At 47.1% G+C, this 25,278-nt stretch carries 17 protein-coding genes and 2 pseudogenes; 11 read left to right on the top strand and 8 right to left on the bottom strand.

Translation table 11 applies throughout. From position 1 onward, the window contains the following. Window positions 1–690: 690 nt before the first annotated feature. Window positions 691–1,965, top strand: coding sequence for a patatin-like phospholipase family protein (locus METLU_RS0101655; protein WP_081678995.1), 1,275 nt, complete (start codon window positions 691–693; stop codon window positions 1,963–1,965). Window positions 1,966–2,076: 111 nt separating this feature from the next. Here the strand turns inward: METLU_RS0101655 and METLU_RS27725 are convergent, their stop codons facing one another. The 4 genes from METLU_RS27725 to METLU_RS28920 form a co-directional block, all read right to left on the bottom strand. After that, window positions 2,077–2,400, bottom strand: a complete 324-nt coding sequence (locus tag METLU_RS27725) for a transposase (protein ID WP_027156699.1) — start codon at window positions 2,398–2,400, stop codon at window positions 2,077–2,079. A gap of 111 nt (window positions 2,401–2,511) precedes the next feature. Continuing rightward, window positions 2,512–2,967: a transposase gene (locus METLU_RS27720; protein WP_027156698.1), complete on the bottom strand. Its 456-nt coding sequence runs from the start codon at window positions 2,965–2,967 to the stop codon at window positions 2,512–2,514. An 81-nt stretch (window positions 2,968–3,048) separates the two neighbouring features. Further along, entirely contained in the window at window positions 3,049–3,156 is a 108-nt protein-coding gene (locus METLU_RS29095) for a transposase (RefSeq protein WP_196806474.1), read from the bottom strand. 457 nt (window positions 3,157–3,613) lie between these two features. Next, complete coding sequence (locus METLU_RS28920) at window positions 3,614–3,742, bottom strand: hypothetical protein (RefSeq protein WP_269209146.1); 129 nt, start codon at window positions 3,740–3,742, stop codon at window positions 3,614–3,616. Between the two features lie 211 nt (window positions 3,743–3,953). Between METLU_RS28920 and METLU_RS0101635 the strand changes: the two genes are divergently transcribed. The 3 genes from METLU_RS0101635 (at window position 3,954) to METLU_RS24265 (ending at window position 7,505) form a co-directional block, all read left to right on the top strand. Next, window positions 3,954–4,172, top strand: coding sequence for a helix-turn-helix domain-containing protein (locus METLU_RS0101635; protein ID WP_027156697.1), 219 nt, complete (start codon window positions 3,954–3,956; stop codon window positions 4,170–4,172). Next, window positions 4,173–5,345 carry a hypothetical protein gene (locus tag METLU_RS0101630; RefSeq protein ID WP_027156696.1) on the top strand — a complete coding sequence of 391 codons (1,173 nt, stop codon included), beginning with the start codon at window positions 4,173–4,175 and terminating at the stop codon, window positions 5,343–5,345. A gap of 231 nt (window positions 5,346–5,576) precedes the next feature. Then, a complete protein-coding gene (locus tag METLU_RS24265) occupies window positions 5,577–7,505 on the top strand; it encodes an N-6 DNA methylase (protein ID WP_036242757.1) in 1,929 nt (642 codons plus the stop codon). A 393-nt stretch (window positions 7,506–7,898) separates the two neighbouring features. Here the strand turns inward: METLU_RS24265 and METLU_RS0101620 are convergent, their stop codons facing one another. From METLU_RS0101620 to METLU_RS0101610, 3 genes are all read right to left on the bottom strand, one after another. Next, entirely contained in the window at window positions 7,899–8,795 is an 897-nt protein-coding gene (locus METLU_RS0101620; protein ID WP_231383525.1) for a tyrosine-type recombinase/integrase, read from the bottom strand. Window positions 8,796–9,137: 342 nt separating this feature from the next. Continuing rightward, window positions 9,138–9,818 (bottom strand): helix-turn-helix transcriptional regulator, encoded by a 681-nt coding sequence (locus METLU_RS0101615; protein WP_027156694.1) that lies wholly within the window; start codon window positions 9,816–9,818, stop codon window positions 9,138–9,140. Window positions 9,819–9,868: 50 nt separating this feature from the next. After that, a complete protein-coding gene (locus tag METLU_RS0101610; RefSeq protein ID WP_027156693.1) occupies window positions 9,869–10,240 on the bottom strand; it encodes a VOC family protein in 372 nt (123 codons plus the stop codon). Between the two features lie 820 nt (window positions 10,241–11,060). Between METLU_RS0101610 and METLU_RS0101605 the strand changes: the two genes are divergently transcribed. The 7 genes and pseudogenes from METLU_RS0101605 to tnpA all read left to right on the top strand — a co-directional run bounded on the left by METLU_RS0101605 (window position 11,061) and on the right by tnpA (window position 24,418). Then, window positions 11,061–13,652, top strand: a complete 2,592-nt coding sequence (locus tag METLU_RS0101605) for an ExeM/NucH family extracellular endonuclease (protein WP_196806473.1) — start codon at window positions 11,061–11,063, stop codon at window positions 13,650–13,652. A 365-nt stretch (window positions 13,653–14,017) separates the two neighbouring features. Continuing rightward, window positions 14,018–14,299 carry a type II toxin-antitoxin system ParD family antitoxin gene (locus METLU_RS0101600; protein WP_027156691.1) on the top strand — a complete coding sequence of 94 codons (282 nt, stop codon included), beginning with the start codon at window positions 14,018–14,020 and terminating at the stop codon, window positions 14,297–14,299. Then, window positions 14,286–14,588 carry a type II toxin-antitoxin system RelE/ParE family toxin gene (locus METLU_RS0101595; RefSeq protein ID WP_027156690.1) on the top strand — a complete coding sequence of 101 codons (303 nt, stop codon included), beginning with the start codon at window positions 14,286–14,288 and terminating at the stop codon, window positions 14,586–14,588. The genes METLU_RS0101600 and METLU_RS0101595 overlap by 14 nt, the downstream gene beginning before the upstream one ends. A gap of 268 nt (window positions 14,589–14,856) precedes the next feature. Then, a pseudogene (locus METLU_RS29285) lies at window positions 14,857–14,973 on the top strand (IS982 family transposase); the annotation flags it as partial. 127 nt (window positions 14,974–15,100) lie between these two features. After that, a complete protein-coding gene (locus METLU_RS0101585; protein WP_027156689.1) occupies window positions 15,101–15,688 on the top strand; it encodes a hypothetical protein in 588 nt (195 codons plus the stop codon). Window positions 15,689–15,734: 46 nt separating this feature from the next. Further along, complete coding sequence (locus tag METLU_RS0101580; protein ID WP_027156688.1) at window positions 15,735–23,825, top strand: RHS repeat-associated core domain-containing protein; 8,091 nt, start codon at window positions 15,735–15,737, stop codon at window positions 23,823–23,825. Window positions 23,826–23,985: 160 nt separating this feature from the next. Continuing rightward, window positions 23,986–24,418: pseudogene (gene tnpA / locus METLU_RS24260) on the top strand (IS200/IS605 family transposase). A gap of 41 nt (window positions 24,419–24,459) precedes the next feature. On the opposite strand, the gene METLU_RS27085 reads toward tnpA, so the two are convergent. Beyond that, window positions 24,460–24,816 carry a transposase gene (locus METLU_RS27085; RefSeq protein WP_269209150.1) on the bottom strand — a complete coding sequence of 119 codons (357 nt, stop codon included), beginning with the start codon at window positions 24,814–24,816 and terminating at the stop codon, window positions 24,460–24,462. Window positions 24,817–25,278: the final 462 nt, after the last annotated feature.

The following is a 25,278-nucleotide window of genomic DNA, read 5'->3' as shown; positions in this document are numbered from 1 at the left end:
CGTTAATAAATACAGCAAGTTATCGGTAATCTGAAAAAGAGTTTTGCTTTGCAACTTTCCGTAAAACGACCATAAACCAGAAAGTTTTAATGTCGCCATGAATAGAAATGCCACTTACAGCCTTGGTGAATACACAGAACCAAGCATCGAAAACCGGAAAGTTATGAAATGCTGAGTTCTAAAACCGTGAATACTGTTTCGTAAGCGAGTTATTTATAGTTTTTGGCGTCAAATTGTTCGATATTTCATAATAGCTCATTGAATTTAATGGCTTTCCAATATTTCTGTGGTTAGGGCTTAGAACCCCAATTTGGTTGTCGAATAGCAAGTTAAGTAGCGTAGAGCATGTTGAAAATCTGTTCTCAGTGATCTCACAAAAATCCTGGGATAACAGAGTTCTTAAATACACCAAGAACCTGAATGATCTTGGTTACTTCGAATACAACGGGTGGCGCTTTTATCCCAAGCAGCGCAAAATTCAAGATATCAAGAACAATAAATACTATGACTTGAAATCAGTTAAATTGCTGAAAAGTTATGGATTCATTGCTGTTAAAGAAAAAAATGAATGTCTTGGCTCTAAGCTTGTCAAAAGTCTAGTTGGCGGCCAAATCGGAATTTCGGAATTGGGACTCTGATTGATACTGATGTGTTTTTTGCTTTGCTAAAGCATTTTTGCATTAGTAGGTCTTGACCGATCTGTGCAATGAACAAAGAAATCCGCTCGACCCATCATTCTACCAGACCTGTTCAAAAAGCCGCGCCGGTCCGGTGAATTCAGATATTAGGCGCATAGAGCCTACTCATGCCGACCGTAATTTGGGGACACAATTGACATCAGTATCCGAACTCCACTACCATCTTATTTCCTTGTCAGGGGGAGGCTATCGAGCAGCACTTTACCATGCAGGCGTTCTCCGCGCATTACACGCAGCAGAATTTTTTGATAGGGAAAATGTTATTGTTAACTCTGTCTCTGGAGGAGCGATACCAGCAATTATTTGGCGTGAATTCACATCTACTCAAAAAGGGCGTAAAGAAGAAACTTGGCCAGAAACTACCCTGTTGGATCTCGTCGAATCTAGTCCCATAGTGGGTGGTCGCTTTAATTGGCAACTGTTAGGGGGCTGGTTTTTTGCTCAAAACTGCTGGAGGCGTCATATTGAACGCTGGTGGGATAGACATGAATTTACGGGCGATGTAATAAAAGAATCACCAATCTTTCTGATTGAAGTACTAGATTATTACTCTGGCAAGTTCTGGGTCTTTCATGAAAAGATTCTATACATAGCTAATCGCGAGTTTTTCAGGCGGCACAGGAGCTGGCCAGAAATCAGCCTATCCCCGATAGATGCATTAACTTCAGCGACCGCGTTACCCGGCGCGTTCACTGGATTAAGACTCAACGGACGGCTTTTTAAGGACGCTGGAATCGCTGATAATTTGGCACTGCTTCCTCTCTTGGAAGTTCTAATCCATAATCCTCATGGAGATCGCCTTGGTAACGTTGCATGTTGGTTTTTATCAAATGCCGGCAAACCATTGTCTGTTCTTTCATCTCTTGATTTTCCACCAGGCAACTCAGAAACTGTCGAAAGTCTCGGTGTAGAAGACCGCCTACTCCGATTGACTGGTGATCTAGCTCAACCGCTTTATGTAAATGCACTCGCGGCCCTGCTCGAGGACTATGCGAAAATCAAGGAGGTGGGGGTATCTATTGGGCGTCCTCCTGACGATGAAGAGTCTTGGCTGAAGAGTTCCCTACCTAAATCTTTTAGACCATCAAGCGTACCAACAGCTCTAATATCTATGCCAAAAACAAATGCACTTGGCATTATGGCCGAAGGAGCTCAAGCGGCTAGTTTTCGATTATGCGATTATGGATTTATGTCCGTTGATCAAAGATCAAAACTTCAAAGTTTTTATCAAGAATTTAGTGAAATGCAACTGGGCAAATCAATATAGCGGCCATACTCCTGTTTATAAACCGATTAAGACAGCATTTTGAATAAAGACTAATGTATTTTTGTTGACAGCCTGATTTTTGGCCCAAACAGAGACGAAATCCTCCTTTATCTATGCCTGTGCCTCATTGATTAGGGTATTTCCTGAACAATGGGCGCAATAATCCCTCAACGTGTCAGCCCCGAGAATATTCAATACCCGCGCGAAATTGTAGCCCAGCACCATTAAGCTGAATTCACTAAGGCATTTTTCCAGGCCGCGCATCAGAAAATGATGCATGCTGACACGATGCTTGAGGGTATCAAAGGGATGTTCAACCAATGCGCCGCGTTTTCTCATACTGTCTGGCGCTTGTGCCATCCGCTGTTTATGGCGCTCGATCACGGCTTCATGTTCCCAACGTTCCATGTGCTTGTGGCTGGCTTTTTCGGTCAAACACTGTTTGCGTAATGGGCAGTGGCGACAATCTGCAGCATGACTTTTATAGTAAGTGAGCCATTTACCGTTTCTCAGCAGGGGCTGACCGCGGACTGTCAAGGCATTGCCTTACGGACAAACATAGCAGTCTTGTTCGGCGGGGTATTTGAACTGCTCACGAGTAAAGCGGCTTGGCCCCGAGGTGGCTTTTGATGTCCCTGGAATCGTGGCATAAACGGTCATGTTTTGCGCTTCGCAAGCCATCAGCTGGCTGCCTTCGTAATAACCCCTGTCGGTGAATCCCGTCAGGTCGGCTGACTGCAAAATATATTGCGCCTTTTCCAGCATTGGCACTAATTGATGGGCATCATTGCCATCTTGCGTCACTGCTTCAGCGATAATCAATTTGTGTTTGCCATCTACCGCGATTTGCGCGTTATAGTCGGCGATTTTCTTATCCAGATACGCCAGTTGCTTGTTGAGCTTGTCCTCGGTGTAAATCCCGGCTTTGTTGGCATTGGCTTTGAAAAAGCTACCGTCCACGGCCACTTCTTCGCCCCCAAACAGCGCCAGCTCTTTGCACAATAGCAGAAAATCACGGTTTGCGACCTTTAACGCAGTACCGTTGTTTTTACGGAAGTCGGCGATAGTTTTATACGTGGGTTGCTAACCTTCGATCAACCACATCACTTCCAGGTTGCGACTGGTTTCGCGTTCCAATTTCCGGCTGCTGCGGATACTCCGTAGGTAGCCATATAAGTACAGTTTCAGCAAGGTTGCTGGATCGTAAGGCGGCTGCCCAGCCCCGGGTAACTGGCTGCGTATTTTTAAAGCCTAAAGCCTGCAAATCCAACGTACCCACATACGCATCAATGGCTCATACCGGATTGTTGGGGCTGACATAATCATCAATAGAGGGTGGCAACAGCATTTCTTGCTGCCGATTGAATACCGGCTGATAGCGACGAGATGACATGACTGTATGACGGGTAGCTTTGTTGAATGAGACTTAATTATAAGGGATTGGAAAGGACAATACTTTCACAGTCTCTTGAGTGTAGCCACATTAGTCCATAGGGCGAACCATGGCATTTCTTTTTTCTTGCCAGGCGGCGATTTTCCTTGTTAATGTCTCCTGGTCGGGAATGCGCCGATCCAAACATTGCCGAGACAGAATACTCAGTTCGTATATGGACTTATATGAACGCCTCCCGCTTGCCAAGGACGAAATTTATGTGCTGGAACAGATAGGCTGCAGTTTTATATCCGGCCTGTCCACCAGGTGTTGAATCTGGTGCGCCCAGTCCGTCGCCGTGCGCTGATCGGTGACCGCCACATATGTGCGGTTTAGTTTAGCCAAATCAAAATATTGTCCTGTGAAAGTCTTATTCTTGCCTTGCCAATAACCAAATCTCTGCTTTTAAAGCATTAAAATCTATTAATTGCTTAACGCTTATCATCACTGACAAAAACTCAACAACAGTATTGTTGTTTCATGTATCGCTCTGTTGATTATTAGAGCTACTTATAGTCTGTCGACTTTTAGTCATCATCCTTGAAAATACTTGTGTATGAGCATCACGCATGTATTTGGTTCCAATTTAAAAAAACACAGAATCGCAGCAGGCATTTCTCAGGAAAAACTTGCAGAAATTTGTGGGCTTCATCGCACCTATATCGGTGCTGTCGAGAGAGGAGAGAGAAATATAACCCTTATTAATGCTGAAAAAATTGCTCAAGCACTTCAAATAGATTTGGCTGAACTTGTAACTGATTTTTATGGAAAATGAATGTCGCTAAGTAAGAATTTAAAAGAAATATTAGAACTGGAAGAGAGAAATACTGTAAGTAATGCTTTTGGTGGACTTAAAGCAGAAGGAAAGACTAAAAGTTATTCTGTTGCCAAAATTAAAGATTGGTTATTTGCCCAAGAGTTAAATGATACTGACCGAGTCGGAACTTCCCTCAAAAAAATTAAAGAATGTTTACCAACAAAGCGCTTACATGAGAAAGTAGTTGCCAATCTTTTAAGATTTAGTTTTTTAATAGAGCTTACTAATTTAACGGTTGGCTCAACAAAAATGAAAACAAGATGGCTGCCTGGATTAATTCTGATGCCACAAGAAGGCTCGTTTGAACCTATTCAAGGTACCTTTAAAATTGGGAATGATCCGCGTGCATCTAGCTTCGAGGAGTGTTGTGAAATTTTTATCTATTGTTTAAACACAGTGGCATGCAAAGTTTCAGAAAATGAACTTTCAATTCAAGAGCTTAATTCTTTATTAGAGAATACAAGTGTCCCATATGAATTTGTATTTGATTATATTGATCCGAAAATTAATCCAGTCCATAAAGTTGAAAATATAGGATGGGTACTCAATGATGATATTCAGTGGCTTATTAAAGCTAGACCTATAATTTGGCCATCTCTTAATAAGCAGTTAAAAGATAAAATTCAAACAAAAACTTATAAGACAGATAGGGCGTTAACGGGAAAAGATAAAACAAACCGTGCAAAACGATGGGAAGTTTTATCAGACGATTTCCAACATGCCACTTTAACTGAATGTTGGAGTGTTGAAAGGAAGCTTCTAACAGAACTGGTGGGATTTGAAGGATTTCCTAGAGAGATTAAGGAAAAGCTCAACGATCAAGGGCTACTTGGATCATTCAATGTTAGTAGATGCTCAGTAACGTTGGAATCTTTAAATTTCAATACTCTTCTAAGTCCTGTTGTGCATGGTCGCTCCGATTATCAAGTTGGACACTTATATCCTCTGAAGAGAGGCGGCAAGCATAAAGGTACTAACGTATGCTGGCAGTCATCGGATGGTAATCGTATTCAGGGAGACTTAACGATTAACGAAACAATTGAACTATTCAATAATATTATCAAGCGTAAACAAGAACTTGGCGATTTCCTCTTTGATATTGTTGAAGAACAAATAGCTCAAGAAGCCTAGGGCTTCTATCTTATGAACATTGACCAAGTAGCGGCTAAGATGCCCTCTTGGTCTCTTGCAAATTGTACTTAGAACACCATTTGCTTCTGATCATTTACACCCCACACTCACTCCCATCTGTACAAATTTTAATAATCTTAGCGTCAAAATTAATCAACAACTTGATTTTCATAATTTGTAATGACATTATGAAAAAACAATTTCTGTTTTTAACAATACAAAATACATATTATGAATCTAGAATTATCAATGGATACAGAAATCCATGAAGTCTACCGTAGAATTAGGAATTATCTTGCAGGAAGAGTAATTGGAATTACTCGTGATAAATCATTGCTTCATGAGGTCGTAAAATGTCTCTTCTGTCATGTCAGGTTAATTGAGTCTAATTGCCTCAACTCAATCAGTGAGGCAGAAGATGTTGCAAAATGCTATCGAAATGCCTTTTCTCAACTCAAAAATGAGCTGGATCATATTTTTTCTAATGATGAAGAAATATTACTAGATCCTACATCTATTAATTATGTCCATCAGGCGCTATCTCTATTAGATCTATCAAATCCTCAAAAGGACCCTCTTGGCGAGCTATATCAAGCATTCATAGGTTCAGACCTAAGAATGGCTGAAGGTCAATTCTTTACTCCTCATCAAGCTATTGAGTGGATTGTTGAAGCTATCGCTCCACAGTCTGGAGAAAAAATAATAGATCCGGCTTGTGGGCCTGGTGGATTTCTAAGCTATGCAGCAAGGTACTTATTGAGTAATGGCATTGATCGGCAAGAAATAAATAGCTGTCTATTTGGAATTGAGAAAGATGAGTATCTTTCAAAATTAGCAAATGCACATATTGCACTTGCGACACTAAGAAAAGCTAATATATTTTGCGCTGATTCAATTGAAAAGAAAGATCTACAGGGGAAGCCATTATCTTTAGAACTTGAAGGTCAGTATGACATTGTATTAGCGAATCCACCATTCGGCGCAAAAATCAAAACGGGTTCTGATGCGACTCGAAAACAATTTGACTTGGCATATACGTGGAAAATAGATAAAAAAACTGGAAAGATCACCAAGACAGGAGTTCTTCAAAAAAATACCCCTCCACAGATCTTGTTTATCGAGTTATGTTTGAAGCTACTCAAGCCAGGAGGAAGAATGGGTATAGTTGTCCCTGAAAGCATGATTTCTAATTCATCAACCAGTCATGTGGTTCAATATATTAGAGAAAACGCTGATATTTCGGCTGTTTGTGGAATGCCTGAGTCTCTCTTCAAGACCAGTGGAAAAGGTGGAACACACACTAAAACTTGTTTATTAATTGCCCATAAAAAACAAAAAGATGTTAAAAATCAGAATATTTTTATGGCAGAAGTAAAATGGTGTGGGCACGATAGCAGAGGTAACAAAATACCTTATAACGATCTTCCGACGACACTTTCTAATTATAAGTCTAAAATAGAGAAAGAGGATTACGATCATCTTGGGTATTACATATCAGAAGCTTCAATAGCTGAAAATATATTGGCTCCAAGATACTATAACCCTGAACCTCTAAAGAAGCTCAAAATTCTTGAAAAAACACATGATATTGTCTCTATAGAATCACTTGTAAAAGATGGCGTGATTTCATTTTCAACAGGAGATGAGGTTGGCAAATTAGCTTATGGGACAGGCACAATACCATTTGTAAGAACATCAGATCTTTCTAATTGGGAATTAAAGCTAGATCCAAAGCATGGAGTTTCTAACGAAATTTACTCAAGCCTTTCAAAAAAACAAGACGTAAAAGAAGGCGATATTTTAATGGTAAAAGATGGTACGTATCTTATTGGTTCATGTGCGTATGTATCTAAATATGATGAAAAAATGGTTTACCAAAGTCATCTTTATAAAATTAGAGTGCATAGAAAAGATATAATGTCTCCATTTTTGTTATTAGCTCTTTTATCTAGCGAGCCTGTGATTCAACAGATAAAGTCAAAGCGTTTTACTCAAGATATTATTGATAGCCTTGGTAAACGAGTTAATGAACTTCTACTTCCTATACCAAAATCCAAGGATCTTCGAAATAAAATTGAAAGAATGGTTCAACAATCTGTTGAGGATAGAATAGAAGCTCGCGAACTCGCAAGAAAAGCTAAAATAGAAGTTGTTATGTAAGCTCGTTTTTTCTAGTCTAAATTGTTTAGTTAATGATTAGCTTTATAAATGTCTGCTACTAACTGTAGCGGCTCGTCTTTGAAAATGGCCGTGGCCCGGATATTTTAAATTTGGCCAGTAAGGGGTGGCCGCAGCATTCGGAAAAAATCGTATGCTAAGCGGCGCTTGCGAGCTTGGACTCCCTGCTGGGCCGGCCATGTCCAGTTGGAGTACATCCCTACCGGGCTTGGATGCGAGCAACTTAGCGTCAGGATAGGGTCTGTTCCGATATTCCCTGACAAATCCTGCGCAAATTCCGAGGGTTCAATCGGATCGATTCGGTCTGAGCATATGGTTGTTTCCGTGTTCCTTGGTCACCCCAGTAAAAGTATGATGCTTCAACAGTGGCCTCATTCAATAGGCGACCTTGAAACTCGGACTGTCCTCCGGCCGACTGTGGCGCTTATCGTAAAGCCGAGTCGTGGACACATTGGCATGGCCCAGCCATTCCTGGACCTTGGCAATATCGGCCTGGTGCTCCAGCGCGTTGGTCGCGGCCGTGGCTCGCAGCGAATGCACGCAGAAGCCATGCGTATCCAAAGTGATGCCGACCTGCTTGGCGTAGCCCAGCACCGCCCGATACACGGAACGCGGATTGAGCGGTTTACTGAGATCGCCGGTGGTGTTGTTTTTCACGGGCCGGAACAAGGCCCCGTCCAATTCGCCGCTATGGCCCGCCACGTCCAGATAGGCGGCCAGCAGGCGCTGGGTCCGGGGCTCGACCGGCACGAAGCGTTCCTTGCTGCGCTTGCCGTGGACATGGAACATCATCACGCCGGTGCGCCGCTGGTAGTCCTTGATCCGCAGATTGCACAGTTCCTGGCGTCGCAAGCCATGGTAGAGCAGGGTGGCCAGCATTGCCTGGTCGCGTTTGCCTTTCAGGGTATCCTCAGGCGGCGCTTCCAGCAGCCGCCGGGCCTGTTCGTTGCTCAGGGCTGGCGTTTTGCCTTCATGACTATTGGCCAGAGGGCGCTTCACGCCCTTGACCGGATTGTGGGTCACGGCGTTTTTCTCGCACAGATAGTCGAACAGCGACGACAAGGCTGACAGCTTGCGGCGCACTGTGGCCTCGGCGAACCGGCGTTGCCCAAGGGTTTGACGCCAGGCGATGATGTGGGCCCGGGTGACGATGCGAAACTCATCCAGCTGTTCGAGGCCGACAAAACGCGAAAAATCCCGCAAGTCGTTTTGATAGGCCCGTCGGGTTTTCTCGGAACGGATGTTGGCGAGCCACTCAAGTTCCGCCGGCACGTCGGCCAGCCGATGAAATTCGGCAGCGGTGAGAGCACGTTCTGGGTTCTGGATCGGCAAATCGGCCATGGCGGTTTATGCCTTAATTATTGTGATGAAAGGGGCTGCGGTTTTTAGGGTGAAATTTTAGGTCCTATAAAAGCCATTATAGGACCTAAAGCCGAGGATCAGAAGGACTTTATTTAAGACCGAAGGTGCGCTTTATTCGCACTGCTTTATACGGCTGTCGCTTCGATGTCAGCAGAAGGTTGAGATCGGTAAAGAACATTTTCTGAAGAGTGGAAGTTTTTCAACCAATCTGGATGGCGTTTGAGGAGGGAAGCTTAAAGTTTAAAACATCAGTTACATGCAGGTCATCCGCTTGACAAAGTCTTGTAGGCTTTGTCCTTCAATATCCGTAAATGTCGCGCTTTCCGGCTCAAGGCTTTGAATCCGGTCCAGCCGGAAATTGCGAAAATCGTCACGCAGTTCGCACCAACCGACCAAGGTCCAGACGTTGCCCCAAAAATAAAGGCCCAGCGGCCGGATACGGCGCAGGCTTTGTTCGCCGTCGGCTCGGCAATAGACGATCTGTAACGGATGTTTGCCATCGATGGCTTTGCGGCAAATATCCAGGTTAATATCGAGATCCTGGCGCTGATCGAAGCGCAATGAAAACAGTTTGCTGTCTTCGATCTTGGTTCTCAGTTCGGTGGGAATAACAGCGGTAATTTTGTCCAGCGCCGTTTGCGCCGAATAACCCAGTTCGGTCCCCGCCCAGGCCTTTACCATCCTCGCACCGACGACCAATGCCTCGATTTCGTCCGAGGTAAACATGATCGGAGGAATGTCGATGGCGTGTCGTAGCCTATAGCCGACACCGGCTTCGCCCTCAACCGGTACGCCGGACAGACTGAGATCCTGAATGTCCCGATAAATAGTGCGCTCGGACACCTCCAGGCGCTCGGCAAGTGCCTTGGCGGTGATCAAGCGCTTGTTGCGCAGAATTTGTACAATTTGAAATAAACGGTCAGCGCGTCGCATCGTGCAGGGCAGACGGCTGATGCTTCAGTCGCCTGTTAGTCAATTAATGATTAGGATGGCGAATATAAACCAACCCGGTTGCCTTCGCTATCTAAAAACAGCGCGAAGTATCCGCAGTTGCCGTCATGAATCGGCGTTTTGGCAAGGAGAATACTGCCACCGTGTTTAACGGCTTTGTCCAAAGGGACGCTTAAATCCTCGCCGCCGTTGAAGTAAACCACAGCCCCGGTTTGGCTGGGCAGGTAATGCTCGCCCGATACCAGCATGCCGCTAACGGCTCCTTCATCGCCAGCGAAAATCGCCAGTTGATAATTGTCCATTGCTTCGTCTTTAAAGGTGGTTTGCAGAACATTTTGGTAAAAGGCTTTTGCGCGTTGCATGTCAGTGACCGGAATTTCAAACCAGGTTGCTACATTATTCATTTTTATCCTCTGTGTTTTAAGTGTTAACGAGTAGCCATGGTATGACAGCCATCCTGACAGCGTGCTGTCAGTAGTGTTTACGCTTAATATTTTTTTATTGATCCCGGATAAAGTCCAGCGGTCCTCACTGGCAGACCAACTCCACAGAGGGCTGTTGTTTCAGCCGATTGCGATTTGCAGTGTTGTTAGTGCTTGGCGGAGCGCGATGGAAATCGTTAGACGAGTAACAATCGCCATCTCGTCAAGATCTGAACCGAGTATCGGCTCGGTGAGCGATGCCTCTCGACAACGCGAACCGATATCGTCGTGATGATCTTCTTCCGCGAAATTTTCGCCACAATCTATTCATGTTGGGGAAAGCGCAGTGGAAGAAGATAGCCCTGGGGCATCATTACCAGCGATTCTCCGCCCATTTTTTTATCCCGGCCTCCGCATCATCTAACAGCGCTTCAATAGGAGAGAACGCAGAAAAAGGCAAAAAGCGTACGTTAACGATTAAGCGGTGCCGTTGTGACTGGGAAGGTCAGGCTAAAATCTGCACTAGCGGGCGCATTGACACAAACCGTAGGGGTTTCAGCGCAAATGCGCCCGCTAGTCCAACATGGCGGAAATCGAATTGAGCATCTTTTCCCGTCAATGTTTGGATCGGCGCATTCCCGACCAGCATTGTCATAAAAATAACATGAAACCTTAACAATTTTTCCAAAGGTTTTTACTTAAAATGTGTTGACTTAGTTTCTGCGTTAGGCTGACAAACAAGTCATTGTGTAAAAACCAACCTTATCACGCATCATTATTAATAATTTCATAGGGAAGAATTGTGCTTAAACTGAGATTACATAAACTGCGTCCGCTCGCGCTGGCAATAGCGGCGACCTTCATTCTGGCGACTGGCGCCCAAGCGGCCTGTGTGCCATTGACCGCATTGGGTAGTGCTTATAGCGAAAACTTTAACAGCCTGGCGAACACTGGTACGGCTAATACTTTAGCCATCAGCGGTTGGGCGATGCTGGAAACCGGCAGCAACGCCAACACCACCTATGCTAGCGGCATCGGCAGTTCTACTACTGGCAACACCTATAGTTTTGGCGCATCCGGCAGCACAGATCGGGCATTCGGCGGCTTGCAAAGCGGTTCGTTGGTACCTACCATCGGCGCCTGTTTTGTCAACAACACCGGCTCAACAATTACCAGCCTGGCGGTTAACTACACCGGAGAAGAATGGCGCCTGGGTACTGCAGCGCGCACCGATGCCATCAACTTTCAATTCAGCACCAGCGCAACCGCGCTGAACAACGGGGCTTGGACCGGCGTTAGCGCCCTGGATTTTGCCACCCCGACGACTACCACCGTAGGCGCTAAAGACGGCAATGCCGCCGCCAATCGGGCCGCTAAATCGTCGACTATTTCGGCATTGAACATCGCCAACGGCGCGACATTCTGGATACGCTGGACCGACACCAACGCCACCAGTGCCGACGATGGCCTGGCGGTAGACGATTTCTCGTTGACACCCAACGGCAGCGTTTCTTCGGCCTGTTCCGCGGCAGATACCCCCATCGGCCAAATCCAAGGCAGCGGCGCAACGGCTGCACTGACTGGCACTCGCACCGTTGAAGGCGTCGTAGTCGGCGACTACGAAGGCGCAACGCCTGCATTGGCTGGCTTCTACTTGCAAAACACCGCGACCAACGCCGATGGCGACCCTAATACCTCGGATGCGATTTTCGTCTATAACGCCGGCAGCAACGCCGTTAGCCTGGGGCAAGTTGTCCAGGTCACCGGTACTGTCGCGGAAAATCAAGGTCAAACCGAAATCGACGCACCCACCGTCGTGTCTTGTGGTTTGACCGATACTGTCGTGCCAAACGTCGTCACATTGCCGGTTCCGGCTGCCGTTGACGGGGTCGATTATTTGGAACGTTTCGAAGGCATGTTAGTTAACTTCCAGCAAACCTTGTATGTCAGCGAGCATTATCAGCTCGGTCGATTCGGTCAAGTGGTCATGTCTGGCAACGACCGGTTGCCGCAACCGACTAACATTGCAACCCCAGGCGCAAATGCGCTGGCGCAACAAGCGGCGAATGATTTGAACCGCATTATCGTTGACGATGAGCGCCAAAACCAAAATCCTGAACCCATTCGGTTCGGTCGCGGCGGCGCCAATCTGACAGCCAGCAATACCTTGCGCGGCGGCGATACCGTTACCAATCTGGTTGGCGTGATGACTTACACATGGTCCGGCAACGCCGCCAGCGGCAATGCTTTCCGGCTACGTCCAATCAACGCCTTGGGCGGCGGTGCGCCCAACTTTGTCGCGGCCAATCCGCGCGCTATAGTCCCCGCATCGGCCGGTGGTGTGTTGAAAGTGGCGAGCGCCAACCTGCTGAACTTCTTTAACACCTTTACCAACTGTACGCTGGGCGTTGGCGGCGCAACATCCACCGCAAATTGCCGTGGTGCGGAAAACCAAACCGAATTTGATCGGCAATGGCCAAAAACCGTTGAAAATCTGGTCGGGACCGGTGCGGCGGTCATCATCGTCAACGAGATGGAGAACGACGGCTATGGCACCAGCAGCGCGATTCAGTTCCTGGTTGACAAAATGAACCTGAAAGCGGGCGCCGGCACTTACGCCTTCATTAATCCGGACACCCATAACGGCACCAATTCGCTGGGTACCGATGCGATCAAGGTCGGAATTATTTATCAACCCGGCGTGGTGGCCAAGGTTGGCACCACCGCAGTGCTCAACACGGGCGCCTTGGGTCAATACTACACTAGCTCAGGCACCACCAGTCGCAACCGCCCAGCCTTGGCGCAAGCCTTTCAGGAAAATGCCACGGGCTCGCGTTTTATCGTCGTCGGCAACCACTTGAAATCCAAAGGCAGCGCTTGCGATACTAACACCGGCTTGGTCACCAGCACCTACTCCACTACTTCGGTCGTGGCCGATGCCGATGCCGGCGACGGTCAAGGCAATTGCAACCATACGCGCACCGCAGCGGCCGAGGAACTGGTTGCGTGGCTGGCACTGGACCCGACCGGCACCGGCGATAGCGACATTTTGATCATGGGCGATTTGAATGCCTACGCCAAGGAAGATCCGATTACCGCGATCAAAAACGCCGGTTACGTTAACCTGATCGAAAACCATATCGGCGTCAATGGGTATTCGTACGTGTTTAATGGGCAATGGGGGTATCTCGACCACGCCTTGGCGTCGTCCACCCTGGTCAGCCAAGTGCAAGATGTGCTGGAATGGCATATCAATGCCGATGAGCCCAGCGTATTGGATTACAACACCAACTTCAAAAGCACAGGCCAGTTGAGTAGTCTGTATTCCCCCGATGCCTACCGCACATCGGATCACGATCCTATCGTCATCGGTGTGACATTGGTTGGTCCATAAGATTATCGCATCATCTTGATCTGCTTGGAAACCAGCGGCGGCTTTCGTCGCTGGTTGCTTTTATTTGCGGCTGTGCGAATTATTAAGAGAAATCGACTTAAATTTTTTGTAACCCGTGCTAATTGGGTAACTGTTGTTCTAACCTAGCAATCACATTTTCATCTCAGCGAATATGGAGTCAGCACTGATGCTGAGCAAACAATTGCTTTCAGCTACCTAAAGTTGAATGCCTGGCCGCTACAAATAGGGGGAAAAATTGAAAGCCATTTTGCAGTCAAAGGGACAAATCGAGAAATCCCTTGTCAAAAGCTATACATATCATGTATTTTTTATGTATATAGCGTATATATTATATGAGGTTAACCATGCATATCAACTTATCAGCTGAAATGGAGCAGTACCTTCAAAGCAAGGTCGGCACAGGCTTTTACAGTAACGCGTCCGAGGTAGTCCGCGACGCGATCCGTCGGATGCGGGAAGAAGATGAAAAACTGGCGGCGCTTCGTGCGGCCGTGCAGGTCGGCGACGAGCAGATTGAACGCGGCGAAGGAATTCCGTACACGCCGGAGCGGCTTGAAGCCATTACCGCTAAAGCTTTTGCCAATTCCCGTCAAGGCAAGAAAGTAAACCCCGATGTTACGTCCTGATGTCGCGTTAATTCTCTCGCCTCAGGCCGAGGATGACTTTACCGACATTCTGCAATACACCCTCGATACGTGGGGCGAAGCACAGACTTACGCCTATCTGGCTATTCTCGATAAGGCGCTTTTGGCCATTCAGCAATATCCCCAAATCGGTCATGTCCGGCCCAAACTTTCGACTGCGCACCGTCTTTTTCCAGCGGGTTGTCATATCATCGTTTATCGGGTCAGAGACAACGCCGTTTATGTCTCCCGTATTCTGCATGAGCGAATGGATATAACGCGGCACATCTAAAAATAGATGTCCTTTATGAGTATATTCGGAGGACGGTAAGGATTGCTTCGTAAATGAGTAACATCCCATTGCATCCCTTGGTATTACTGGTGTGTATTTCAACTGCAAGAAAAACGAGCGTTTATCTTGCGGTCAAAAAATTGCCCGTTTGATCGGAAAATAGCACAAGAAAACTCATCGCAAAAATCAAAACAAGGTTCAATGCCTTGATTTTGATTTTCTTGTACTGCCTGTTACTCATTTACGAAGGAATCCTTACGGTTCTCCAAAGACAGGCATTGAATGCGCCAGTAAAGTGCGGTCTTACAATGGACTGATGGTGCACGTCTTCGGCAAACTCGCGGCGGCTCTGTTTTTCTGGAATTTTTTACGAATCAGCTCTTAATTCACATTTAAACACAAGACTTTCAACAAAATTATTGCAAACAAATTTATTCTAACGTATAAGCTATGTTTCTATAGTTAGGGACTTGTGTGGTCAAATTGTTTACTTCTAAATGAAGGAGCACCTTATGACAATTGATACGAAAAACCACCAGGAAGATGAGCTAAACGAAATTGATCCTGACTTATTAGAACGCGCACTTTCTAGCTTTCAGACAGTGTTAAGACAGCCGATCACTGTGGATCGGGTAAATCACTGGCTGGCTGAAAACGAACTTTATAGGCCAATTTTGGCGACGATATTATCCCGTACTGTATGGGGAGAAATTCGCTGGCAAAAAGCATTAGGACGACCTTTTTCACCCACACTAGCTAGCGCCTTTGTCATCGAACATTCTCACCAGCAAAGTGTAATGGAATATGTGGGAGGAGGAGTCAAATTCATAGATATTTTAGCCCCACACCCTGAGCCATCGAAATGGGACGGGCCAGACGACGAGGAATATTATCGCGTTAGTTTCAAGGCAGAAACGCCGCAAGGATACCCGACTCGAATCAGAGTTAACTTTGCAGCTCAAGTCGGATGGGAACATCAAGGTCGGGGCTTCCGCTTTATATCACCACCAGAAAAACAATTTCTCAAAAGCGACAAGTTCACTGTATTGGAACCGTTCGAAATAGTAATGCTTCCTTTGTTACAGCTACCAACATCTTAGAACTGAATCATAATTCCGTAGGGCATAATCTAATAGTGGAGGCTCTATGATCAGACTATCAAATCAATCACCGCGATATGATAGTAGAACGCTCATATTTCTAGCAGTTATTTTATTACTAGCTTTTTTTGCTGTCGTAACATTATCTTCGGCTAGAGCAGATCCAACCAGTGTGCTCGGCGCAACGGCCGAAGGGGTCTTCGGCGAAAGCTCCTCAGTAGGGCGTGGCGAACCCGATAATAAAACGGGTGCGATGACATACAGCTACCCTTTCAGCCTCCTCTCAGCACGAGGGCGCCCCCAGCCGCAACTTACGCTGAGTTACAATTCTTTTTCCCGTGATCGCGAGGCCGGGTATGGTTGGGGGGTGGACTTACCGGTTATCGAGCGTAAGCCACTGTCTGGCAACCCTTGCTTTACAGAAGAAGGGATACCTATCGCCTGTGGAGAGCGGCGAGAAGATGCAAATGGTGCTCTGATCAGCGAGGATCGATACTTATACAATGGACAGCCATTGGTCTTTATTTGCCACCTGACGGATTCGAAATTAGATAATGACCAGAATTGTGGTAAAGAACCGCAACCGACATGGCATTCCCTTAAAGGTTGGCGCTATTTCCGTCTTCAGGTCGAAGGGCCGTTTATTAGGTTTTACCTATCTCCAAATCGACGTTATTGGAAGGTGCAACTCAAAGGTGGCGAGCTACTTGAGTTCGGTAAGCCGCCAAACAGCAAAACTCCAGGAGTTGAGCATGCAGTGGATAATGAAAATGCCATCCTCCGTTGGCGGCTCGTCCGGTACTCCGACGCCGTACACACACTCGTTGGGAGAACGGTTAACTATATTGACTATCGCTGGAAACGGCTCGGCAAACGCGGGCTTTTGTTTCTGACTGATATTTATGATACACCACGCGCTAGCAACCACCACAGCGATGCCGACTTTGCTCATCATACTCAGCTTGACTGGCAAAAGCCGGGCTTCCCTCAAACTCATTATGCTGATCCATACCGCGCTACGCCTGATTTACGTCTAAGTCGTGTCGCGGTCGCGAGCATGCCCTGGACTGGTACAGGGCCGCGTGAGGTAATCCGCGCCTATTTTCTAGACTACGCTCCGGCCCAAGGTCAAGCCTCAACTGCACCGCCCAATCCAGTGTTTCAGCTTTGGCATCACTCATTCCTCACCGCAATAGGAATGCATGGCCGCTGTAATCAGTTCGAAGATGACCAAGGTAGGATTCCGGAGGATCAAAAGTGCCCTTTTCCTGGTATCCATACATATGGAAGATTTCCTAGTGCGTCATTTTATTTACCACCCACAACATTCGAGTACGAGGACGGGAATCCTGTATTTGTTATAGCACAGACCACAGAAGTGCAAGGCGGCCCGCCTAAAGCCGTTGACGAGAACCGTGTGCTGCCTTACCTCAATAGCGTCGGAGTCGTCGACTTCAACCGCGATGGACTACCGGACATCGTGCAGGGCTGGAACTCGCAGTTGAGATGTGAAACTCACTATTGGCCCGATTGGGATGAGTGTGAGATTGCACGTCCCCTAATGGGGTATCTGAATAGAGGAATTGATGCAACTCGCGTGTCCCTAGAACATCAGTGCTTTGACGCAGGAGATAAAAGCAATACGTCCGGCCTAATGCATTGGGCCTCTAACGCTCAGGAAGGATTATTTAATAATACCGGAGGAGCTACTATTGTTGGTTCATGGGGCGAAGGTATGGTCGCCTGGAGCAAAGCAGACTACGCACCTTACCGTGCCCGCCCTAGGCTACCCGGATCCAAACCAGACGAGTTCGAACCCGGAAGCGGTTGTGATGCCGATCATTTTAAGCTCGCTGACTTCAATCCCGGCTGGGAATGGGAAAAGACACAACCTTTGGATTGGGCTAAACCTTCAATTTCTGATCATATATCATCGCAGACTGTGACAGGAGGCCATGGACCTTACTCTAATATCTCACGCTGGTTTACTGACATAGACGGAGATGGCCTCACTGATCGTTTCGTTTCAACGGGTCAACAGGCAGGTGACTTCGAGGTAGCCTATCCCGAATTTACAAAACGCTATGCCCAAAATGAGCCGCTGCCAGGTGGAGGAGTAGGCCCAGCTCAAATACCTTTTGTGTTTGATTTTAATCAAGCGGAAGCTAGGAGCTTAGCCCCCAGCGTACAAGGCTCAAAAAGAGGCACCAAGTTTTTCTATGTTGATATCAACGGTGATGGTCTAGTTGACTTGGTCACTCAGAATCAAAAAGACAGTGGAGGAATTCCACGGGTAAGACCAGGTAATGGTTACGGGAAGTTTACCTGCATTGATTCACAACAACCATCTTCTTGGCCTTGTAAAGAATTGCCTACCGAAGCAGCATCGGTATATGAGATTGAAGCCGTGGGGTCTCGTATGCCATGGCCATTCACTGACGATACCTTTTTCCACGATGTGACCGGAGATGGCCTGGCAGATATTATTCAGTACGATATGGCGAGTGGGGAAGTAAAGTTATGGGTAAATCAGGACGGTCATTTGTTTGCCTGCCCAATCGAATCATGCATCGCCGGCATTGTCCAGGATCATCGTACAGCCACTCGCAACATTGGTGTACATCGGACCACGTTTGCCGATATGAATGCCGACGGCATCGATGATGTCGTAATCCTCGCCAAGCAAGGTGCTTACGTTGGCACTTTTATGAAGAAAGGTGTCATAGTACAAGGATCCGAGCGAGGGGAGGCGCCCAGACCTGGCCTGCTTATACGGATCCATAACGGCTATGGTGCAACGACAGACATCCGTTACCGCACCATCCAGTCTCTCGACCTGGAAGTCAAAGGCACTCCACTCGCATGGCAGTATCATTCGCCTATGGTTGAGAGCGTTGTCACGCAGACCGTCACTCAGGATAGTTATCATGCCGGCGGGGATTCCAACGCCAAACAAGTTTCGGAACCTTACCAATTCAGGCGCAAAGCTCAGTATATTTACCGAGATCCTGCGTATGATCGATGGTCCAGGACTTTAGCCGGATTCCGGAAAGTTGTTACGCGTTCCGGCGATGAACCAGCCGAAACCGCTACTACCTATTGGTTTGGACCCTGCCAGAATAACGGTCTCAATGCTCGGCTTCCGGGTAGGGAGGATACACCGCTATGCTCCGAAGGAAGCGATGATGAGGATGACAAGTCATGGACGGGTAGGATTGTGCGCATTGATCGGGGTAAGCTGAAATTGTTCCCCGAAACTGCTGAATGGGGTCGCCGTATCGAAGACGGAAAACCTGGCCACCTGTGGACTAAAATTTTCAATTACACAAATACTACTCTTTTTCCACTTAATGCTCAGCGTGATCGACGCGTAACATATTCATACGCAGCAAAAAACGACACCTATCTTTATGATGATGCTCAGCCAGTGACAGCAGGCGCTCATTACCCTTCGGAGACAGGAGGCGATTCAAAGGATGATGCCCCTCATCAGGAAGGTATTCGCAAGCATCTAACCCGCTTAGTCGAATATGACAACTGGGGTACTATAAAGCGAGTCATTGATAAGGGTGTTGTTGTCAAAGATGAGGATTCGGCAGAAGACCCTGACGAAACAACAATCACGTTGTTTTCGTCGAAAGATGCATCTAATCCTAATGGCCCAGAAAATAGCTCGCTTGGTACGCCCGGCCCTATCCCTTGCACGTCCGATTGGCAATGTTTGCCGGACTTTGTTTCCATCTGGCAGCCCGATCCTGGTTATCCTGACAAACTCCTTCGTAAATCTCGTATTACTTACGAGCCAGTGACTAAAGATGTTAAATCTATCCAAGGATGGCTCGACAAGTCGTCTATTCCACTCGGCCGTCATCATCCTGCCGGTAATAATCGCACGGCTCCAAATCCTGCCGGGCAGTCACTCGACAGCGGTTGGCATAACCTCGCAACATTAAGTTATGACGCCTGGGGTAACGTTATCCAGACCGCCAGCGGTCAGTCTCCCGGAGGCTCGCCTCCCAGTTGCATAGCCACTGTTTATGATGAACCTTATCAACACCTACCCAATGTCGTGCGTCAGTTTAAAAACGGTTGTGGCAGCGCTGCTCTTGAAACACGGAGCGTATTTGATCGAGGATTCGAGCAAGCCGTAAATTCGATAGCGCCCAACGGCAGCACCAGCGAAATTAGGTTTGATCCATTTGGCCGGCCCAAGGAAATTTACCTGCCAGACCCAGACGCTACAAATCAGCCCCCTATACTCGCTGGACAAATCTTCTACAGAGACGATAAGCCTTTAAGTTATATTGATGTGCGGCATATAGTAGGCCCCGGAAAGAGTACTAGATCGGTGACAATTTTCAATGGTCTAGGTGAATCCGTCGTTGGTTTTGACCAAGGAGACAACGACGACTGGGTGGTGAAGGGTTGGCGAATAACGGATTTGACTGGCAAAGTCAAAGAAGTTCGTCGTCCCTGGGCATCTACTGAAGATCCAGTAGATACGGCGATTAATGCAAAATTTATCCCAATTCCAACGGATAATTCGTTATTAAAAATACGTTACGATGATTTTGGGCGAGCGAGTTCCATAAAAGAAAACTCCCCTGGTTTTTCTAAAGAACTTTTGCGCTACAGCTACTTTCCGCTCGCACTAGAAACCCGCGATGCTGAACAGCTAAAATCCGGAGGATCTCACGAAAAGGCATTCCAACGAGTCGAGTATGACGGGTTCGGGCGCAGCGTAAAAGCTGTTCAGCACATTAATAATCCGGTTCCAGATAATATCACCACGACCGTTAAATATAACCCAACAGGTGAGCCAGCCACCATTACACGGACGCACGCCGGAGGTACTTATCAGCGTACAATGGAATTCGATAGTCTCGGGCGATTGATGGTTAACCGGGAGCCAAATACCGGCAACAATTGGCATTATGTGTGGGATGACGCTGGCCGTCTGGTCGGAACCAGCGATGCGAGAGGGTGCGGTGAAAATTTCTATTACGATGGGCTTAGTCGTTTGATAGGTGAGGACTATTCCCCGTGTCTTGATTCACAAGCGGCTTATACCGCTCTAAATCTTGCGACGGGTGAAGGCTTTGAAGCTTTTTACCGTTACGATGAGTACGAAAATGATCAAGTCAGACCTGAGCCGAATTTTGCTGATGCTCCTAAACTGGCTATGGGGAATCTCGTCGCGGTACGGGACCGTGGCAGCCACACGCGCTTCAACTATGACGCGCGCGGCCGCATCCGCCGTGTCTCGCGGCAAATAGCCAAACCCGAGGGTTTCAACACTGGCTCAGCCTACGCACTGCACTGGTACAGGTCACGGCGGGATTACGATATTGGCGATCGTCTTACACGCAGGACCACAGGAGTGGATATCCCGAAACTACTCATGAATGGAGGTAGCGAAGAACGTTATACTTATTCCTCACGCGGATTTCCCTTCAGTATCGACAGCTCCTATGGCCGCATTATTAATAGAGCATTTTATGCGCCTGATGGTGCACCAGACAGTATTGTCTATGGGGACTTTTACAGGACGATAGCGGCATTTAAATATGATGCCAGGCGCCGACTCACGCGCTATGATCTCGCTAATTCCAGGCCGCGTTCTACATTATTTGGACCAAGATATCTTACTTACATCGATTACCACTTTTCATCGTATGATGAGGTTGGCAATCCATTGGTCATTGAAGATCGAAGTGAGGGTGTAATCGACGCTATCTCATTAGCTAAATTACCGCCAGATGCAGCGCCCGTACTGAAACGCAGCATGGAATATGACGATCTCTATCGTTTGGTACGTATTGACAACACGTATAACGTCTCGGGCGGAATCGCTCCATGGCGTTCCCCGTTTGAGATCGAGATTAACACAAATGATCGCCACCCAGTGCCATTGCGTTCGCTTTCAACAAGAGTGACCCAACAAACCTTCGATTATGACGGCTTAGGCAATATCGCAGCTTCCGAGGACGATCTCAAGGCTCGCTATGAGCGGTCGCTGGGCTCTAATCTTGGATACGGCACAGCGCAAAATGGTCCGAACCAGCTACGCTCAGGCGAAGGTCTGCAGGTACGCTACGATGAGGCAGGTAATCTGGCGGAGCTCAAAATAGAACGCCCCGGTAACTGCCCGACCGGTGCCTCCAGCCAATGCGCCCAATGGTTCGCTTACGACTGGGACGAAGTCGGGCAACTTGCCCGTGCGCGACGCTGGGATTTCGATGGTAATGTGCTACCGTCCCAAACTTCGCCCAATGCTCTTCCGGCTGGAAAACCAAGCTGGGATTTAAACTATGTCTATTCGCTAGGGTCCCGGATTCGTAAAAGTTCGACTAATACTAATGACCTTACGAATCACACGCTTGAAGTTTTCGATACGTTAAGGATCCAACAAGCTCCATTCAACTCTGCAGATGGAGACTACCAAGTAAAGCGTGACAACGTACATGCTTATCTGGGAGGAATGGCACACGTCTTTTGGGATGAAGAGGATCAGTTTCCCCATCAGTTGTCTGGTTCTGCGATCACAATGCATCTGAACATGGGCGATTATCTTGGCTCGAGTGCCGTCATCATCAATCATGCGAAGAGCGAGCTTGTCGAACGTACAACTTACCAACCTTATGGTGCCGTCGAAAGTGATTATCGACCGAAGTTTTTTCGGGAACCCTATAAGTTTACCGGCAAGGAGGAGGACATAGAAGTTGGGGCGACTTACTTCGGCGCTCGATATTATCAGCCTTACCTGGGAAGGTTTATGAGTGCTGACCCCTTGACTATTCATGGCCTTGGAAGTGATCTGAATCCATATTCCTATGTTAGCGGTAATCCAATTGTTTATTTGGATCCGAATGGGTTAGACAAGATTCCAGAGGGAGCCAAGGATATACAATATCACCCAGGCGGCTGGTCCGCCGTAGGGAATGGCCAACTCGAAGTGGGTAATTATGATCCGCCAGAAGTGCGGCATGCAGAATCTGAAAGGCCTTCGCGTGAAATACGAGATCCGGTGTTCTTCGAGAGAGGGCCTATAAATGATGCAGGTACTCCGGTCTTTGATAAGATTCATGCAGTAGCTGTAAACGCAAGTCCGGTCTTTTTTGCCATCGGAGTCGCAACTAATCCCGAACGGACACTTCAGGACGTGATCATGCCACGTGCCGAAATCATCGCTGGTATTTTTGGAATGAACTACTCACACGTTAATGGACCAATCAAACACCGCGATGATATCGATTTTGAGGCGGCGATAGTCACCGCCTCTTTGGTGCCCGGACCAGGTGGTGTTAGTAGATTAGCATCGATGGAAAAAGAAGCAGGAGTGGCATCAAGAAATATTTGTCCCGGAGGAGTCTGTCCATGCTTTGCCGCTGGCACACCAGTAGCTACACCAGATGGCTTTAGACCTATTGAGTCGATTAAGGTTGGTGACTTGATAATTTCTCGAGACGAGGTGACTGGTAAACTTTCCAAGCGTCGAGTCGTTCGCACTTTCATCACTCCAAAGCAAAAAGTCGTTAAGGTACAAATCAAACAAGCTCAGCAAGTGGATACGGTTTTAGCTACAGTCGACCATCCATTCTATGTGAATGGTCGTGGCTGGACTGGTGCGGGCTATCTTGAGCCTAATATGCATGTGTCCACAGCATCTGGTATGGCATCAGTAGTCGGAATAGATGTGCTGGAAGCAACCCGAACGGTTTATAATTTAGAGGTTGAGAGTACGCATACTTACTTTGTAGGTCATTTGGCGAGTTGGGTTCATAATTCCTGTTATGCCAAATACAATCGGCAATCAGATTTTGGGGGAGCGGCGACCCGTGGGCCAGCCGCTAGAGCTATTAAAACGGCTGCAGAAGGTAAGCCCTGCCCCGATTGCAGCGGGATAATGATTTCTGGTACGCGGACCCAACCTGTTGCGGACCATAACCCTCCTCTACGTAGTATTTTCGAAAATGGTGCAAGAAGTTGGACGGACATCCAACGTCGGAATTATGCAAATAGTCCGGGAGCTTTTGGTGGGGCATCTTGTTTAACCTGTCAGAACCGTCAAGGTGCCCTAGAAGCAGCTAAATCAAGAGCAACCTATAGCGGTGAAATGTGGTTTGTAGGCGATTAGTTAGTAGATCAACGGCTCAACATGAGAATTATCCCATCTATCGGACTTACCAGAAGAATTCTGTAGCTATTTATTCAAAATTAATTTTCCATCATAAGGTTTAAACCACCGGCTTTAGCCGGTCAGCTTTAGCTGCGATAATCTGGCCAAGGAGGTGGCAATGGACTATAGATACGGCAGCCATACGGTTTACCAAATTGAGTACCATTTTGTTTGGGTAACCAAGTATCGTTACAAAGTACTGAGTGGTGAAATAGCAGAGCGAGTAAGAGATTTGGTTCGCCAAACCTGCGAAGCGTTTGAGATACGGATTATAAAAGGCGTGGTCAGTAAAGATCATGTCCATATTTTGGTAAGTGCCCCGCCGAATATGGCGCCAAGCGAAATCATGAGGAGAATCAAGGGACGAACTTCAAGCTATCTGTTTGAGGAGTTTCCCCACTTGAAAAAGCGGTATTGGGGAAAACATTTTTGGGCACGTGGCTATTTTTTGCGCCACCGTTGGACAGATGACCGATGAGATGATCAAACACTATTTGGAGCATCATTTTGAACCTAACCCAAACGACAATTTTAAAATGGAGCCGGATTAAGACGCGTCGTTTAGTCGACGCGTATCCGGACTTTCAGTCCGTTATTCGAACCCACCCGCTTGAGCGGGTGGTTGTTTAGTGCTATTAGCTGCTTCGAGCTGTAGTGAATAACGTGGACTTAATGCTGCAGAATGAAGATTGATGCGGTCCCTAAACCCCAAATTACGCTGGCTTTCGCGTTCCAGGCGCCGGCTGGATTGGATGCGGTTCAGGTAGCCGTAGATATAAAGCTTGAGCAGGACGGCGGGGTGATAGGCGGGCCGGCCTGTTTTCATGGGAGTAACCCCAGCAAATCCTAATTTGCCCAGATCGAGCTGTTCGACAAACACCTCTACGACGCGAACGGGATTGTCTTCCGTCACATAGTCGTCCAGATGCTCAGGAAATGGGGGTTGAATTTCTGATTAAGTATTCCTTCAGTGCATCCTTCATCAGTTCCGCCAGACTTGTCAATCGGCATTGAAATTTTGCCACTTTTTGAATAAAAAGAGCGTCCAATTTTCCCCAACCTACTATTCAAGTATTTGTTATTTAATAGATTTATCAAATTATCATCATGCCGGTTGGTGGAAAATATTCAACGCTGATTTCCACTGAGCACGTAATATGCGTATGGCATACCATAGCGACACTGTTTTCCGTATATTTTTGGGGTGGTTTGAGCGGCATTAATGGTGCTTTATCTAAACCGCCGGAAAACAACTGTTTTACGATAGGTCGCAATGTGCCACTATGTATAGCCATCCATAGCGACCCCTATGTATAGGGCCCAACTATGTATAGCCGTGATTAGCTGTTGGTGGCAAACCCTGATTTTACTGACCTTTCAACCAACCCTCAGTCAAGAAACTTTACATAGT

The organism is Methylobacter luteus IMV-B-3098 (genome assembly GCF_000427625.1).
Taxonomy (GTDB): domain Bacteria; phylum Pseudomonadota; class Gammaproteobacteria; order Methylococcales; family Methylomonadaceae; genus Methylobacter; species Methylobacter luteus.
Note: the sequence above shows the minus strand (reverse complement) of the source record. Positions and strands in the feature narration are given on the sequence as shown.

What these genes read in the sequence shown, in the direction of transcription:
- METLU_RS0101635 (WP_027156697.1), top strand. Translation starts at nt 3,954, where the DNA reads ATGAGCATCACGCATGTATTTGGTTCCAATTTAAAAAAACACAGAATC.
- METLU_RS0101630 (WP_027156696.1), top strand. Translation starts at nt 4,173, where the DNA reads ATGTCGCTAAGTAAGAATTTAAAAGAAATATTAGAACTGGAAGAGAGA.
- METLU_RS24265 (WP_036242757.1), top strand. Translation starts at nt 5,577, where the DNA reads ATGAATCTAGAATTATCAATGGATACAGAAATCCATGAAGTCTACCGT.
- METLU_RS0101615 (WP_027156694.1), bottom strand. Translation starts at nt 9,818, where the DNA reads ATGCGACGCGCTGACCGTTTATTTCAAATTGTACAAATTCTGCGCAAC.
- METLU_RS0101610 (WP_027156693.1), bottom strand. Translation starts at nt 10,240, where the DNA reads ATGAATAATGTAGCAACCTGGTTTGAAATTCCGGTCACTGACATGCAA.
- METLU_RS0101600 (WP_027156691.1), top strand. Translation starts at nt 14,018, where the DNA reads ATGCATATCAACTTATCAGCTGAAATGGAGCAGTACCTTCAAAGCAAG.
- METLU_RS0101595 (WP_027156690.1), top strand. Translation starts at nt 14,286, where the DNA reads ATGTTACGTCCTGATGTCGCGTTAATTCTCTCGCCTCAGGCCGAGGAT.
- METLU_RS0101585 (WP_027156689.1), top strand. Translation starts at nt 15,101, where the DNA reads ATGACAATTGATACGAAAAACCACCAGGAAGATGAGCTAAACGAAATT.
- METLU_RS0101580 (WP_027156688.1), top strand. Translation starts at nt 15,735, where the DNA reads ATGATCAGACTATCAAATCAATCACCGCGATATGATAGTAGAACGCTC.